13 protein-coding genes are annotated in these 16,145 nt (G+C 69.2%); all 13 read right to left on the bottom strand.

The features are described 5' to 3' along the window. Window positions 1–13 precede the first annotated feature (13 nt). Entirely contained in the window at window positions 14–1,738 is a 1,725-nt protein-coding gene (locus tag LGM89_RS30235) for a tannase/feruloyl esterase family alpha/beta hydrolase (protein WP_226274858.1), read from the bottom strand. A 33-nt stretch (window positions 1,739–1,771) separates the two neighbouring features. Beyond that, window positions 1,772–2,920 (bottom strand): porin, encoded by a 1,149-nt coding sequence (locus LGM89_RS30240; protein WP_226274859.1) that lies wholly within the window; start codon window positions 2,918–2,920, stop codon window positions 1,772–1,774. Between the two features lie 63 nt (window positions 2,921–2,983). After that, window positions 2,984–4,189: a 3-(3-hydroxy-phenyl)propionate transporter MhpT gene (gene mhpT / locus LGM89_RS30245; protein WP_089495959.1), complete on the bottom strand. Its 1,206-nt coding sequence runs from the start codon at window positions 4,187–4,189 to the stop codon at window positions 2,984–2,986. Between the two features lie 211 nt (window positions 4,190–4,400). Beyond that, the gene (locus LGM89_RS30250; protein ID WP_413227487.1) at window positions 4,401–6,314 is read right to left on the bottom strand and encodes a feruloyl-CoA synthase; all 1,914 of its coding nucleotides are present in this window, start codon (window positions 6,312–6,314) and stop codon (window positions 4,401–4,403) included. Then, on the bottom strand, window positions 6,311–7,759 hold the full coding sequence (locus tag LGM89_RS30255) for an aldehyde dehydrogenase (protein ID WP_226274861.1): 1,449 nt from the start codon (window positions 7,757–7,759) through the stop codon (window positions 6,311–6,313). Before LGM89_RS30255 ends, LGM89_RS30250 begins: the two co-directional genes overlap by 4 nt. A 71-nt stretch (window positions 7,760–7,830) precedes the next feature. After that, the gene (locus LGM89_RS30260) at window positions 7,831–8,661 is read right to left on the bottom strand and encodes a p-hydroxycinnamoyl CoA hydratase/lyase (protein WP_226274862.1); all 831 of its coding nucleotides are present in this window, start codon (window positions 8,659–8,661) and stop codon (window positions 7,831–7,833) included. 235 nt (window positions 8,662–8,896) lie between these two features. Then, the gene (locus LGM89_RS30265; protein WP_226274863.1) at window positions 8,897–9,400 is read right to left on the bottom strand and encodes a MarR family winged helix-turn-helix transcriptional regulator; all 504 of its coding nucleotides are present in this window, start codon (window positions 9,398–9,400) and stop codon (window positions 8,897–8,899) included. A gap of 171 nt (window positions 9,401–9,571) precedes the next feature. Next, window positions 9,572–10,474: an SMP-30/gluconolactonase/LRE family protein gene (locus tag LGM89_RS30270; protein ID WP_226274864.1), complete on the bottom strand. Its 903-nt coding sequence runs from the start codon at window positions 10,472–10,474 to the stop codon at window positions 9,572–9,574. Window positions 10,475–10,525: 51 nt separating this feature from the next. Continuing rightward, complete coding sequence (araH, locus tag LGM89_RS30275) at window positions 10,526–11,545, bottom strand: L-arabinose ABC transporter permease AraH (protein WP_089428760.1); 1,020 nt, start codon at window positions 11,543–11,545, stop codon at window positions 10,526–10,528. A gap of 32 nt (window positions 11,546–11,577) precedes the next feature. Next, window positions 11,578–13,122, bottom strand: a complete 1,545-nt coding sequence (gene araG, locus LGM89_RS30280; RefSeq protein WP_226274865.1) for an L-arabinose ABC transporter ATP-binding protein AraG — start codon at window positions 13,120–13,122, stop codon at window positions 11,578–11,580. 20 nt (window positions 13,123–13,142) lie between these two features. Continuing rightward, window positions 13,143–14,156: an arabinose ABC transporter substrate-binding protein gene (locus LGM89_RS30285; RefSeq protein WP_089495953.1), complete on the bottom strand. Its 1,014-nt coding sequence runs from the start codon at window positions 14,154–14,156 to the stop codon at window positions 13,143–13,145. A gap of 74 nt (window positions 14,157–14,230) precedes the next feature. Then, window positions 14,231–15,160, bottom strand: a complete 930-nt coding sequence (locus LGM89_RS30290; RefSeq protein ID WP_089495952.1) for a Gfo/Idh/MocA family protein — start codon at window positions 15,158–15,160, stop codon at window positions 14,231–14,233. A gap of 36 nt (window positions 15,161–15,196) precedes the next feature. Continuing rightward, complete coding sequence (locus tag LGM89_RS30295) at window positions 15,197–16,126, bottom strand: dihydrodipicolinate synthase family protein (protein ID WP_226274866.1); 930 nt, start codon at window positions 16,124–16,126, stop codon at window positions 15,197–15,199. Between the last annotated feature and the right edge of the window lie 19 nt (window positions 16,127–16,145).

A 16,145-nucleotide genomic window follows, 5' to 3' on the forward strand; every position in this document is an offset into this window, starting at 1 on the left:
ATCGACGGCTACGTCAGCGACAACTGAAGCTCGCCGCCGAATTCACGTCGCCCGATCCGTTGTAGCGCGCCACCTGCGGGTACGGGCACAACGGCCGCGTACGCCCCGCGCCCCATGACGCCGGCACGTCCGCATTCGGCACCGCGTTCGTCGCATCGCGCGCAGCGGCCACCACCGCACCCGGCGCCTGCCCCTGTTCGACCCACGCGACGAGCGGCGTCAGCAGGTCGAACTGGTCGGCCGCCGGGCCGCCCGAGCAATGGTTCATCCCCGGCACCGGATAGAAGCGAGCGAAATCCGACGCATCGCCGCCGTTCGCCTGCGCAACCCGCGAGTACCAGTCGCGCGTATCGTCGAACGAGAACACCGGGTCGCCGGTGCCGTGATAGACCAGCAGCTTCGCCCCGCGCGTCTTCAGCGCGGACAGGTTGGTCTCGTCGGGCGGCGTCATGAACGTCCATGCGGATTGCGTGTACACGCCGCTGGTCGCGAAGATCGCCGGCGCGTCGTTGTCCATGTCGAAGCCGAGCGCGAAACCGGGCAGGTTCGCGAGCGCCGCGGCGGTTTTCGGCGGCGACATGAACGTGAACGCCATCGCGGCCGGGTCGAGCGTGATCGAATTCGACTGCTTCCACGCGGCCCAGCCGCCGCCGGCGATGCCCGGATCGTACGGAAAGCCCGCGTAGAGCGCCGTGCCCGCGCTGTTGCGTGCGCCGGTGAACACGTTCTCGAGCGCGGTCTTCTGCGCGGTCGTCAGGCAGGCACCCGTGCGCGTGCCGTTCGCGCAGGTCGGGATGTCCGTATCGACGCTGAAGTGCGCCTGGCACGCGGCAACGTCCTGCACCATCCCGTCGGCCGCGCCGTCGAGCGCATCGCATTTCTCGAGGATCTTCGCGCCGACGAACTGCCGCTCCGTGTCGGTGAAGCCGCTGCGGATATCCGGCAGCCCGTTCGAGCCGGTCGCCGATGCGATCTTCGCGAACTGCTGCGCGCCGTACATCTCGCCGATCGCCGCCTTCGGCAAATGAAAGCCCGGATCGCCCGCGATGATGCCGTCGTAGTCCGCCGGGTTGCGCACCGCCGTAACCATCGCGTGACGGCCACCGTTCGAGCAGCCGCCGAAATAGCTGCGGTCGGGCGCCTTGCCGTACGCGAGCCGGATCACCTGCTTGGCCATCGGCGTGAGCGCATCGACCGCGCCGTAGCCGTAGTCGATGCGCGCCTGCGGATCGAGGCCGAACAGCGGGTTCTGCGCGGCGCTGTGCCCGGAATCCGAGCTGATCACCGCGAAGCCCTGGTTCAGCGCGTCGGTCAGCGGCCCGCCGCCGCCGATCTCACCGGTCGCGGTCACGACGTTGCCGTCGAGGCCGCCGTTCGCCTGGTAGAAGAAGCGGCCGTTCCACGCCTTCGGCAAGCGCATTTCGAAGCCGATCGCATAGGTCTTGCCGTCGACCGTGCTCACGCGCTCGTTCATCTTCCCTTCGATCACGCAGTGCTCGGCGATCGGCTTGCCGGCCACCGTGAGCGCGCCGGCAGCCGCGGTCGTCACCGACGTGAACGACGTGTTCGCATACGCGAGCTTCGCGGCGAGCGCGTCGCAGGTCTGCGCCATCGCGGCCGGTGTCGCGGCGCTCAGGTGCGTCGGTGCTGAATTCACCGAGTCGTCGCCGCCGCAACCGGCGAGCATCGCGGCGGCGGACAGCGGCGCAATACAGAGGAATGCAGATTTCCTGTTCAAGATAACTCCCGTTCGGTTCGTCACGCCGGTGAATCAGAACATGTGCCGCACGCCGACCATCGCGCCGAGCTGCCCCATCCCTTCGCCGGGCGTCGTGCCGGGCCCGCCGCCGCTGACCGAGTAGCGCGCATGCGCGCTGTTCCACAGATACGACGATTGCGCATAAACGGCCGTGCGCTTGGTCAGCAGATAGGTCGCGCGCAGCGTGGCCATCGTCGCGCGTGTGTCGTGCGCGCTGTTGACGATCCGGTAGCCTTCGCCGTCGACGACGAAATCCGGCTTCACCGCATACGATGCGCCGACGAAGAACAAATCCGAATGCGCACCCGCCGCGGCCGGCGAACCGGTCGACACGCGCCGCCCGATCCAGCCCGCGCCGATCTTCGCGCCGGCCGCCTGCGCATACGCGCTCACGTGCGTGCGCGCGTCCTTGCCGCCGCTGCTGGTGAAGGGAACGGGCGCCACGCCGTCGAAGAAGTTCGCGGCCGCGCCGGTGCCGCCGCGCTGTTCCTCGTACGACGCCGCCGCACCGAAATACGCGCTGTCGTACTTGAGCATCACCGACCAGTTGCGGCACTGCACCGCGTCGCCCGGCACTTGCCCCGCGCACGTGCCCTGCCCCGGCGAGTTGCCGGTGCCCGCGCCGTCGCGGCCGAACGAATACGCGGCGCCGAACGTCACGCCGCGATACGCGCCGACGTAGGTCACCGCGTTGTCGGCGCGGCCGTTCGGCACGTACGCGTCGAACGAGCCGAGCCCGTAGATGTCAGGGCCGATGATGTCCGCGCCCTGCAGCGCGAGATAGGTCATCGTGTACTGACGCCCGAACGCGAGCGTGCCGAAACCGCTCTTCAGCCCGACGAACGCCTGGCGCCCGAACAACCGGCCGCCCTGGCCGAGATCGCCGCCGCGCACGTTGAAGCCGCTTTCGAGCGTGAACACCGCCTGATAGCCGCCGCCGAGATCCTCGGTGCCGCGCAGCCCCCAGCGCGACGGCAGCTCGCCCGTCACGCCCGGCATCCGCACGACGTGGTCGCCGGCCGCGTTCGCGTGCGACACGTATTCGACGCCCGTGTCGATGATCCCGTACAGCGTCACGCTCGACTGCGCGTGCGCGACCGGCGCGGCAAATGCGCAGCACGCGCCGGCGGCCAGCAGGCCGTTCCTTGTCTTCGTTTTCATTCGTTGCGTCTCCAGACCTTGAGTAAGCGCGCTCTGACGGCGCGCATTGATAAAAACGAACCGTCAGTCGCCGGCTTGCGGGCGGCGAATCAGCACGAATGCAGCGAAGGCCGCGACGAGCGTGACGGGGATGCTCGCGCCGATCACGACCGGCGCGCTGCGGCCCGCGGCCAGCAGCGTCGCAGCCGCGAGCGGCCCGACGACGGAACCGAGCCGGCCGACGGCCACCGCCGCGCCGACACCCGTGCCGCGCATCGCGGTCGGGTAGTAGATCGCCGCGAGCGCATACAGCACCGACTGGCCGCCGACCACGAACATCCCGGCCGCGAACGCGGCGGCCGCGAGCGACGCGAAGCCGGGCGCGGCCGCGAGCGCGGCGAGCGACAGCACGATCCCGATATACATGCCGCCCACCACGCGCGACGCGCGCATCCGGTCGAGCGCCGCGCCGATGCCGAGCGCACCCAGCCCCGCGCCGACGTTGAACGCGATCTGCACGAGGCCGACGTGTGCGCGATCGAGCCCGCGCGAGGCCATCAGCGACGGCAGCCAGTTCAGCAGGAAGTACAGGACGATCAGCGTGCAGAAGTAGCTGACCCACAGCGCGACCGTCGACGTGGTGCGGCCGTCGCCGAACAGCGTGCGTGCGACGCTGGACCGCGCGGCCGGCGTGCCCGCTACGTCGAGATACGCACGCGATTCCGGCAGGAACCACACGAGCAGCGGCACGAGCAGCAGCGGCCCCACGCCGCCGACGTAGAAGATGTGTCGCCATTCGGTGTCGCCCGCGAGCAGCACGCCGATCACCGACGCGATCACGCCGCCGAACGGGATCCCGCAGTACATCGTCGCGACCGCGCTGCTGCGCGAGCGCGGCTCGACCGCTTCGGACGACAGCGCGATCAGGTTCGGCATCGCGCCGCCGAGGCCGATGCCGGTCAGCACGCGCACGACGACGAGCATCGCGAACGTCGATACCTGCGCGGTCGCGAGCGACAGCAGCCCGAACAGCACGACCGATGCGATCAGCACGCGCTTGCGGCCGATCCGGTCGGCGAGCCGCCCGCCGAGCATCGCGCCCGGCAACAGCCCGAAGGTGCCCGCGCTGAACGCGATGCCCATCTGCGATACGGACAGCCCGAATTCGCGCGCCATGCGCGGCGCGGCGACGCCGACCGACTGCAGGTCGAGCCCCTCGAGGAGGGCGATCGCGAAACACAGCGCGAGCGTGGTCGCGACCGTGGGTTTTTCGGCAACGTAAGTGTTCATCCTGTCTCCAGTCCCATGTCTTGTAGTCGGTCGGCCCGGTAACGGCCGCCGCGCGCCGTCGCCGGCCAGTGGCGATGCGGCGCGCAAGGTGTCGTCCGAACAGCCGCCTTTATCAGGCAGCCTGATTAACTGGCCGCAAGCATGCCTGCCGGTATCGTGGCCGGCCGGTCGTTGTGCGTGCTTGTTGCTGCTTACTGCTCGCGCGTACTGCTTACGCGTAAATCACGTCGGGATCGCGCCGCGCCGGGTCATACAGCGCGTCGATCGTCGCCGCGCGATGCTTCTGCACGGCCGCCTGGTTCAGCGAACCCTTGTCGGTCACTTCGCCTAGATCGAGCGACGGCGGCGTGTCGATCAGCCGGATGCGCGCGACGAACGTCGAACCGCCGCTCGCCTGCCGGTTCAGCTCGACGAGCCATTGCTCGAACACCGCGCGCACGGCCGGCGCGCGCAGCACGTCGGTCACCGACGCATCGGCCGCGAGCCGCGCCAACGCACGGCACGCGTCGACGCGCGGAAACACCAGCAGCCCGATGTCGTCGCGATTGATCCCGGTGACGACCACGTCCTGCACGTACGGCGCACCGCTCGACACCGCGTTCGCGCGCAACGGCCCGACGCTGACGAACGTGCCGCTGCTCAGCTTGAAATCCTCGGTCAGCCGCCCGTCGAACAGCAGCCCGAGCTCCGGCCGCGCCGGATCGGCGAACACGCCCGCATCCCCGCTGCGGTAATAGCCTTCGTCGTCGAATACGTCGCGCGGATCGACGTCCGCGTGCCAGTAGCCGCGCATCACGTTCGGCCCCTTGAAACGCAGTTCGAGCTTGCCGCCGCACGGCACGAGCTTCGCGTCGCAACCGGGCGCGGGCAGCCCGATATAGCCGGCGCGCATCAGCGGCCCCGTCGTGAACAGGCACGACGGCGACGCCTCCGTCATCCCGAGGCCGGCCATGATCCGGATCCGCTCGCCGCAATGCGCGTGGGTCACGCGGTCGAGCCGGTCCCACGCGGCCTGCGACAGGCCCGCGCCGCCGAAGAAATACAGCTTCACGCGCGAGAAGAACGTGTCGCGCAACTCGGCATCGCGTTCGAGCGCGGCCGTCAGTTCTTCCCAGCCTTTCGGCACGTTGAAATAGATCGTCGGCGCGATCTCGCGCAGGTTGCGCACGGTTTCGTCGAAGCGGCCGGGCATCGGGCGGCCGTCGTCGATATACAGCGTGCCGCCGTTGTACAGCGCGATGCCGAGGTTGTGACTGCCGCCGAACGTGTGATTCCACGGCAGCCAGTCGACCAGCACCGGCGGTTCGCGCGTCAGTTCGGGCATCGTCTGGCGCAGCATCTGCTGGTTGCTGCACAGCATCCGGTGCGTGGTCGGCACGGCCTTCGGCTGCTTCGTCGAGCCGGACGTGAACAGGATCTTCGCGAGATGATCGGGGCCGACCGCCGCGTGGATCGCGTCGATCGTGCGCGGGGGGGTGGCGAGCAAGTGCGAGAGCGGCACCGCGCGGCCCTTTCCGTCGGCGTCGACATCGGCATCGTCGTCGCGTGCGACGATCAGCGCCGCATCGGCCGGCAACACGGCGTCGAGCGCACGCGCGAACGGCGCGCGTTCGGCGACGAACACCGCACCCGGCTTCAGCACGCCGAGCGTATGACGCAGCTTGCCGTAGTCGGTCGATACCAGCGAATACGCGGGCGAGATCGGCGAGTACGGCACGCCGGCCAGCATCGCCGCGAACATCAGCTGCAGATGCTCGAGATCGTTGCCGGACAGCACCGCGAGCGGACGCTCGGCCGACAGCCCGAGATCGACGAGGCCCTGTCCGAGCGCGCGGGCGCGGTCGAGCATCTGCGCGTAGGTGATCTCGATCCAGCGGCCGTCGTCGCCGCGCTTCGCGGCCAGCACGCGATCGGGATGCGCTTGCGCGCCGTTCACGAGGCAGTCGGTCAGGCGCGTCGGGTAGTCGCCGAGCGGTTCGCGCGAACGCAGGTACCACGCGCCGTTTTCCGCGCGACGAATCTCGGCCGCGCCGACGGCGACGGCCGCCGCGCGATAGCGCACGCCGCCGGTATCTTGTGCGGCCTCGCCCGGAGGCTTCGCTACATTCATCGTCGCCTCGCTCATATCGGGTAATGCCGCGGCGTGGACTGCACGGTGATCCAGCGCAGCTCGGTGAATTCGGCGATCGACGCACGGCTGCCGAAGCGGCCGTAGCCGCTCGCCTTCGTGCCGCCGAACGGCATCTGCGCCTCGTCGTGCACGGTCGGCCCGTTGATGTGGCAGATCCCCGATTCGATCCGTCGTGCGACCGCCATCGCGCGCGCGACATCGCGGCTGAACACGCTCGCCGACAGCCCGAACTCGCTGTCGTTCGCAAGCGCGACCGCTTCGTCGTCGCTGTCCGCGCGCAGGATCGCGACGACCGGCGCGAACGATTCCTCGCGATACAGGCGCATGTCGCGCGTCACGCCATCGACGATCGCCGGCTGCATCGTCGCACCTTCGACGCGACAGCCGAGCGGCAGATTCGCGCCATGCGCCCGCGCATCCTCGACGAGCGACGCCGCACGCGCGGCGGCCGCCGCGTCGACCATCGTGCCGAGCGGATGGCCGGCCAGCGGATCGCCTGCGACCAGCGTGCGCGCCTTCGCGGCGAGGCGTTCGACGAGCGTATCGGCAACCGCCCGCGCCACGATCACGCGCTCGGTCGACATGCAGATCTGCCCCTGGTTGAAGAACGCGCCGAACGCGATCGCATCGACGGCTGCGTCGAGATCCGCATCGTCGAGCACCAGCACCGGCGCCTTGCCGCCGAGTTCGAGCAGCACCGGTTTCAGGTGCGCCGCCGCGTGGCGCGCGATGATGCGCCCGACATGCGTCGACCCGGTGAAGTTGATGCGCTTCACGTGCGGATGCGCGATCAGCCGCTCGACGAGTTCGGGTGCGTCGGCCGCCGCGTGCGTGATCACGTTGACCACACCCGCGCCGAGCCCCGCTTCATCCAGCACCGCGCCGATCAACGCATGCACGCCGGGGCACGCTTCGGATGCCTTCAGCACGACCGTGTTGCCGCACGCGAGCGGCATCGCCAGCGCGCGCGTGCCGAGGATCACCGGCGCGTTCCACGGCGCGATGCCGAGCACGACGCCGCACGGCACGCGCATCGCGAGCGCGAGATTGCCGGGCACGTCGGACGGGATCACGTCGCCGGCGATCTGCGTCGTCATCGACGCGGCCTCGCGCAGCATGTTCGCCGCGAGCGTCACGTTGAAGCCGATCCAGCCCGGCGTCGCGCCGGTTTCGGCCACGCCGGTCGCGATGAACGCGTCGATGCGCGCGTCCATCAGGTCGGCCGCCTTCAGCAGCAGCCGGCGGCGCTCGGTCGGCGCGAGCGCCGACCAGGCGGGAAACGCGCGGTGCGCGGTGTCGATCGCCGCGTCGGCGTCGGCGAGGCCGGCCGCCGGCGCGCGCGACGCCAGCGCGCCCGTCGCGGGGTTGAAGCGGTCGAAAGTGCGGCCGTCGCGAGCGTTGCACCACTCGCCGGCGATCAGCATCCGTCTGTCGGTCATGTTGTCTCCTGCCTTGCCTGTCTCTTGCGATTACGCCGGCGGGGAAGCCGGCGGCTGCGTCCGCGCTTGTATCAGCGCTTGTAAGCCTGCAGGCCCGGCTTGATCGTCTTGTCGTCGAGGAACTGCTTCAGACCCTGCTCGCGGCCGCGCTCCGGGTCACGCAGCTGCGCCTGGTCGAGCTTCGCATACAGGTAATCCTCGCACTGTTCCCACGTGAGTTCGCGCGAACGCTTGAAGCCGTGCTTCGCCGCGCGCAGCACGACCGGGTTCTTGTCCATCAGCCGCGCCGCAAGCGCGATCGTCGCTTCACGCAGTTCGGCCAGCGGCACGCTGCTGTTCACGAGGCCCATGTCCGCTGCTTCGGTGCCGGTGAACGTGTCGCCGGTCATGATGTAGTGCAGCGCGCGGCGGTGCCCGACCGTGTCGGCCATCGCCTTGCTGACGAGGTTGCCCGGCGGGATGCCCCAGTTGATCTCCGACAGCCCGAACACCGCTTCGTCGGCCGCGATCGCGAGGTCGCACGCGACGAGCGGCGAGAAACCGCCGCCGAAGCACCAGCCGTTCACCATCGCGATCGTCGGCTTGTTGTACATCCGCAGGCGGCGCCATTGCCATTCCGAAGCGTCGCGGCGCACTTTTTCCTGCAGCGCGTCGGAGCCGCCGTCGATCTCGCGGAAATATTCCTTCAGATCCATGCCGGCCGTCCACGCGGCGCCCGCGCCGGTCAGCACCAGCACCTTCGCCTCGTCGTCGAACTCGACCGCGTCGAGGACTTCCAGCATCTCCCGGTTCAGCGTCGGGCTCATTGCGTTGCGCTTCTCGGGGCGATTCAACGTCACCCACGCGATGCCGGCCTCCACCTTCACTTCAACGGTCTGCCAGCGGTTGTCGTACTTGCTCATGTCGGTTCCTGTCGTTCGTTTCCAGTGCGATTCGGTGCGCAGCATTCCTGCTGCGGACGGCTTCATTTAATATCAGGCTACCTGATATTGCAAGCGGCACGCGCGCCGGTGTAAACCCGGATCGGAACGCGGAGAAAGCGGCGGGGAAATCAGGGAGCGGTCGGGCGGCCGTCGATGGCGCGGACGAAGCGAGCGCGGGCCCGGCGGGCCCGTGTCGTGAAAATCGGGGAAGCGGTCAGCCGCGCAGGTTGCGCGAGAACAGTTCGAGCGCGCGCTGCACGTGCGCGGCGTCGTCGGCCGAGATGTCACCGAGCATGCGTTTTTCGAGCGGGCGCAGCACGGCTTCACATTCACGCAGCATCGCCGCGCCTTCGTCGGTCAGCTTGAGCAGGATGATGCGGCCGTGCGACGGGTCGGCTTCACGCGTGACGAAACCGCGGGCGGCCATCACGCTCATCACTTCATTCGCCGATTGCGGCGTGATCCACGAGCGCTCGGCCAGTTGCGCGTTCGACGATGCGCCGCGCGCCTCGAGCACCGACAGCGCCGTGTACTGCGCGAGCGTGATGCCAAGCGGGGCGAGCGCGTCGGTCATGTGGCGGCGCAGCAGCCGGTCGAGACCGCCGATCACGTAGGTCAGGCGCTGCTGCACGCGCGCCTTCGGCTTGTCGCCCGTTGCGCGGGCGGCGGGCTTCGTGGCGTTCTTCGGATTCGCGGGTTTGGTTGGTGCGGAACTCATGGTGCGGGCGGGATGGAATTGCGGGCCATCTTACCAGCACGTCGGGAGGGGAACGGCGGGTGCCAGGCATGCCGGACAGCCGCTGCGCACTCACGCGCGCAGGCGGACCGCCGGCCTGGCCGCGAAACCCGCTGCGTCAGCGGCATCCCATTAACGGCTTTCCGTATGCACTCAGCCGCGCGGCGTTCCCACAAACCGCGCCGTCGGCAACCCCGCGTGCCGCGTCTGCGCGACGAACATGCCGCCTGCGTGCGGGTCGTCGGCCAGCGCATCGTCACTCAACCCGATGCGCGCGCTCGTCACGTACAGGCGGCCCTCACCGTCGAGCGCCGTGCAACTCGGCTGCGCGGTCGGTACAGCCACGCGATCCGTCTCGACACCGTCCGGCCCGTAGCGCACGACCCGCCGGCCACCCCACTGCGCATTCCACAGGCCGCCGTCGCGATCGACGATCGAGCCGTCCGGATCGCCGTCGGCATCGGTGAGCCGCGCGAACGGCCGCACGTTCGCGACATCGCCGCCTGCACGGTAATCGCACACGAAAATCTCGCGCACCAGCGAATCGCAGAAATACATCTTCGTGCCATCCGGCGAGAACCCGATGCTGTTCGCAATCGCGGCCGCAGGCAACGCAAGCCGTTCGAGCGTGAGATCGGCATTGAGCCGATAGAACCCGCCAACCGCGCGCGGCGGCTCGCTGCCTTCGTCCTTCATCCCGAACACGAACGCGCCGGAACCGTCGCAGCGCCCGTCGTTCAGCCGCGTCGGCAGCTCCGGCTCGACGTCGACGATCCGCGTGAACGCGCCGCTGCGCAAATTGAAGAACGCGAGATGCGTCGCGAGCCCGACGAGCAGCACGTCCGGGTCGTCGGTCAGCGCGAAGCACGCGAGCCGCTCGGGCATCGCCCACGGCGTGAGGTCGGAGCCATCCGCACGGCAGCGCCACAGTTGCGCGCCTTCGATGTCCACCCAATACAGCGCGGGCGTCCTGTCGCACCACGTCGCGCCTTCGCCGAGCGTGTTGCGGCTGTCGGCCAGCAGCGTCGCCTGCCCCGCCGGATGAATCTGTTGCATGCCGTCTCCCGATATCTGTCGCTTATGCAGGCGGCCGCGCGTTCGCCAGGGTCAGATCTTCATCGCGCGCCGCTGGTTGCGACGATACTGGTCGAACAGCACCGCGAGCAACAGAATTCCGCCGCGTATCAGATATTGGTAAAACGTCGGCACGTTCAGCAGGCTCATCGCATCCTGCACGGAGCCCATGATCAGCACGCCGACCAGCACGCCGGAGATCGTCGCGACACCACCCGTCAGCGACACGCCGCCGAGCACGCATGCGGAGATCACGCCGAGCTCGAGACCGACCGACGTCTTCGGGTCGCCGAGGCTCATCCGCGACGCGAGCATCACGCCGGCAAAACCCGTCACGAGCCCCTGCAGCACGAACACGGTGATCTTGATGCGCATCACCGGCAGCCCCGCGAGCAGCGCGGCCTCGCCGTTGCCGCCCACCGCGAGCACGTTCTTGCCGAACACCGTCTTGCGCAGCAGGAAGCCGAACACGACGAAGCCGACGATGTTGCTCCAGATCGGATACGAGATGCCGAGGAACGAGCCGCCGCCGAGATCGAAGAAGCGTTCCTCGGAGATCATCACCGCGTCGCCGTTCGACGTGATGAACGCGAGCCCGCGCACGACTTCCATCATCGCGAGCGTGACGATCAGCGAGTTGATCCGCCAGCGCGCGATCAGCACGCCGTTGACGAGCCCGACCGCGCCGCCCGCGAGCACGCCGCCCGCGATGCCGAGCACGACGCTGTGCGTCGCGGTGATCAGCGTCGACGCGACGACGCCCGAGAACGCGACGATCGACGCGACCGACAGGTCGACCTCGCCGAGCGCGAGCACGAACATCATCGTCACCGCGATCGAGCCGATCAGCGTGACCGACAGCAGCAGGCCCTGGATGTTGCGCGGCGTGAGGAAGTCCGGCACGGTCAGCGACAGCGTCGCGAACAGCACGAGAAACACCATCACGATGCCGGAGCGGTTGATCAGCTGCCACACGCCGCCGCGCGCTCGCGCAGGTACGACGGCGGCATCGGGGGACGGGGAAGTGCGTTGGGGTTGCATTGCCTGGCTCATGTCGTTTGCATCCGGTTGATCGTTGCGGGGCGCTAGCGCGGCAGCGCGAGCTTGATCAGCGCGTCGGGCGTCGCCTGCGCCTTCGCGACCTCGCCCGCGATCCGCCCTTCCTTCATCACGATGATCCGGTCCGACACGCCGATCACCTCGGCCAGGTCGCTCGACACGAGGATCACCGTGCGGCCCGCTTCCGCGAGTTCGTAGAACAGGTTGTAGATTTCCGCGCGCGCGCCTACGTCGATGCCGCGCGTCGGCTCGTCCATCAGGAACACGTCGATGCGCTCGGCCAGCCAGCGCGCGAGCACGACCTTCTGCTGGTTGCCGCCGGACAGCGCGCCGATCGGCGTGTCGCCGTCGCGGGTCTTGATCGCGAGCCGCTCGATGTAGCGTTGCGCGAGTTCGCGTTCGCGCCGCCCGTCGAGCAGCACCCGCGCCGGGCTGAAATGCCGGCGCGCGCTGATGTTCAGGTTGTCGGCCACCGACGCGATCGCGACGATGCCCTCCTGCTTGCGGTCTTCCGGGCACAGCGCGAGGCCGGCGCGCACCGCGTCGCGCGGGCTCCCGAACGCCACCCGCTTGCCGTTCAGCTCGACGTGCCCCGCGCTCGGGCGCGCGGCACCGTACAGCAGCTTCATCAGCTCCGAGCGGCCCGCGCCCACGAGCCCGAAGAAGCCGACGATCTCGCCGCGCCGCGCGGTGAACGACACCGGCTCGGACAACCCGGGCCCCGCCAGCCCCTTCGCCTCGATCAGCACGTCGCCGGCCGGGCGCGGCCGGTAGCCGTACACGTCCTCGATCGAGCGGCCGACCATGCAGCCGATCAACCGGTCGCGGTCGAGATCGGTGACGGAATCGAACGTGTCGATGCGGCGGCCGTCACGGAACACCGTCACGCGGTCGCACAGTTCGTACACTTCCTCCATCCGGTGCGTGACGTAGATGATCGCGCGCCCTTCCGCGCGCAGCGCGCGGATAATCCGGAACAGCTGCGTGGTTTCGCGCGCGGACAGCGAACTCGTCGGCTCGTCGAACGCGATCACGCGCGCGTCGCGCATCAGCGCCTTGCCGATCTCGATCATCTGGCGCTGGCCGATCGACAGGTACTTCACCGGAATACCCGGATCGATGTGCTCGCCGAGCCGCTCCAGCGCATCGAGCGCGCGCGCGGCAAGCGTGCGTTCGTCGACCACGCCGAGCCGGCTCGGCAGTTGCCCGAGCATCAGGTTTTCGGCGACCGTCAGCTCGGGCACCAGATGCAGTTCCTGGTAGATGATCGCGATGCCGGCCTCCAGCGCCGCGCGCGTCGACGCGAAGCGCTGCACCGTGCCGTTCAGCGTCAGCGTGCCGGCCTGCGGCTGGTTCACGCCGGACAGCACCTTCAGCAGCGTCGACTTCCCCGCGCCGTTCTCGCCCATCAGCCCGTGCACTTCGCCCGCGCGCACCGACAGCGACACGGCGTCGAGCGCGCGCACGCCCGGGAACGTCACCGTGATGCCGTCGAGCGCGAGCAGCGGGCCGCCCGGCGGCGTCTCGGCGGCATCGTTGCCGGATACGGCCGTCATCGTCTGCGTCGTCATCGCGTTCTCGCCTCGTGCGCTCAGATGCCGAGCTCGGCACGCACCGCCTGCCAGTTCGCACGCGTCATCAGCTTGCCACTCGTCTGCGTGTCGGCCGGCGGCGTCTTGCCGTCGCGAATCCATTCGACGAGGTTCTGCGTGCTGTCCTTGCCGTGGTTCGTCGAGCTGACCGCGATCGTCCCGTAGAAGCCGGTCGGCTCCTTCTTCTGGAATTCGGCGAACGCCTCGCCCGCGCCGTTGATGCCCACGCCGATCACGTCGGCCGCCGGGATGTGCAGCTGCTCGGTCGCGCGCACCGCGCCGAGCACGGTTTCCTCGTTCAGCGCGTAGACCACCCACTTCTTCACGTTCGGATGGCGCGCGAGCACCGGCGCGGCCGCGCTGAAGCCGCCTTCGTCGTCGGTCGTCTTCTGCGGCGCGTCGAAGATGTTCTCCTTGCGGAAACCGTTCGCGAGCAGCGCCTGCGTCGCGCCGTCGGTGCGCAGCTTCGCGGTCGGCAGCTCGTAGTTCGTGATCCGCAGCGCGCCGACTTCCTCGGGCTTCCAGCCGCGCCGCTTCATCTCGTCGGCGATCGCCTGGCCGACCTGGTTGCCGATCTTGGTCGCCGACATCCCGAGGTGCGGCACGTTCGGCAGCGGCTTGCCGGTCGAATCGACGAGCTGGTCGTCGACAGTCACGAACTTCATGTTGTAGCGCTTCGCGCGTGCGGCGATCGCCGGGCCGAGGCGCACGTCCGGCGCGCAGATCACGAAGCCCTGCGCGCCCTGCGAGCCGAGGTTGTCGATCGCGGCCAGCACCTTCTCGCCGTCCGGCGTGCCGATCTTCACGACCGAGAAATTCTCCTTCTGGCCAAGCGCGGACGCCGCGTTCTGCTCGTTGATGAACCACGCCTGCTCGGGCATCTTCACCAGGAAGCCGATCTTCAGCGGTGCGTCTGCGCGCGCGGCGCCCTGCATGCCGAGCGGCGCGATGCACAGTGCGGCAAGCAGCGCGCGCAAGGTATGGCGGCGGATCGTGTGAGTCGTGCGGTTCATGCGGTGTCTCCTTGATATCGGCTTGTGCCGTAATGATTCGTCGTGTGCGATCGCGCCGCGGCGCGCCCGCGTGATCAGCGGCCGAACGCGTCGGTCTGCACGCGCCGGCCGAACAGGAAGGCATCGGCGACGAGCCGCAGCGGCCGCACGTCGACGTCGCTTTCGCCACGCGCGATCAGCGCATGGAAGTGTGCATACAGCGCCGGATACTCGCGTTCGGGCCCGAGCTCGACCGGCTCGCCCGCGATCGACAATTGCGCGCCGCCGCGGCTGATCGCGAGCACGCCGTCGGCCGTGTCGACCGCGATCTCCCATTGCTCGACCGGGCCGTGCCGCCAGTCGAATTCCGCGCGCACCGGCACGCCGTCGGTATCCGCGCAATCGAGTTCGGCGGCGATCGGCGTCTGCACGTCGCTCGGCACGATGAGCGTCGCCTCGCGCAGCACGAGCTCGCGCGGCAGGATGCGCGTAACGATCGACAGCGCGTTGATGCCCGGGTCGAACACGCCTAGGCCGCCCGGCTCCCAGATCCATTGCTGCCCCGGATGCCAGCGCCGCACGTCCTCTTTCCAGCGCACCTGCACCGCGCGGATCGCGCGCGTCGCGAGCCAGGCGCGGGCGGGCTCCACCGCACTCGCGCAGCGCGAATGCCAGGTCGCGAACAGCGTGAGGCCGCGCTCGCGCGCGAGCGCTTCCAGCACGGCCACTTCGCCGAGCGTCGCGCCCGGCGGCTTCTCGAGCATCACGTGCTTGCCGGCTTCGAGCGCGGCGCGCGCCTGCGCATAGCGCACCTGCGGCGGCGCGCACAGCGACACGGCGTCGAGCTCGCGCTCGGCGGCAAGCAGCGCGCGCAGGTCGCGATAGTTGCGCACGCCGGCGACTTCCGCGTGGCGGCTCGCGCACGCGGTCAGCTTGAAACCCGGTTCGGCGTCGATCGCCGGCAGATGCTGGTCGCGCGCAATCTTGCCGATGCCGACGACCCCCAGCGAAACCTGATCACTCATCGTGCATGCCTCCTTCGCGAATCGTTCGGTGACCGTTCAGTGCGCCCAGCGCAGCACGAGCGGGTCGAGCCGGCGCGCGATCGCGAGCAGTTCCGCGCGCGTGTCCGGATGCAGTTCCGGCATCGGATGCCGCGGCCGCTCGCACGCGATCACGCCGCCTGCGCACATCAGCGCTTTCGCGGTGAGGATCCCGGACTGGCGGTTCTCGTGATTGATCAGCGGCAGCCAGACCTGGTAGCGCGCGTAGGCGTCGTCATGGCGCCCTTCGCGCCACGCTTCGAGGATCGGCCGGATGCCGTCCGGAAACCCGCCGCCCGTCATCGCGCCGGTCGCGCCCGCGTGCAGGTCGGCGAGCAGCGTGATCGCCTCCTCGCCGTCCCACGGCCCTTCGATGGCATCGCCACCGAGCCGGATCAGCTCGCGCAGCTTGTTCGCGGCGCCCGGCGTCTCGATCTTGAAGTACGCGACCTGTTCGATCTCGCGTGCCATCCGCGCGAGGAACGGGGCCGACAGCGCGGTGCCGCTCGCGGGCGCGTCCTGGACCATGATCGGGATCGCGATCGCATCGGATACGCGCGCATAGAACTCGAAGATCTGCGCTTCGGGCACGCGGAACGTCGCACCGTGGTACGGCGGCATCGCCATCACCATCGCCGCGCCGAGCTGCTGCGCGCGCAGGCTGCGCGCCGCGCACACCTGGGTGCTGTAATGCGACGTCGTGACGATCACCGGCACGCGGCCCGCGACGTGCTCGAGGATCGTGCGCGTGAGCACGTCGCGCTCGTCGTCGGTGATCGCGAACTGCTCGGAGAAATTCGCGAGGATGCACAGCCCGTCCGAGCCCGCGTCGATCATGAAATCGACCGCGCGCTTCTGGCTCGCGAGATCGAGTTCGCCGGTATCGGTAAACGTCGTCGGAACGACGGGGAAAATGCCGCGATAGCGCGGCGCGCTGCTCGATGTCATGGTTCGCGTCCTGCTTCGG

The organism is Burkholderia sp. AU31624 (assembly GCF_020420065.1).
Lineage (GTDB): Bacteria > Pseudomonadota > Gammaproteobacteria > Burkholderiales > Burkholderiaceae > Burkholderia.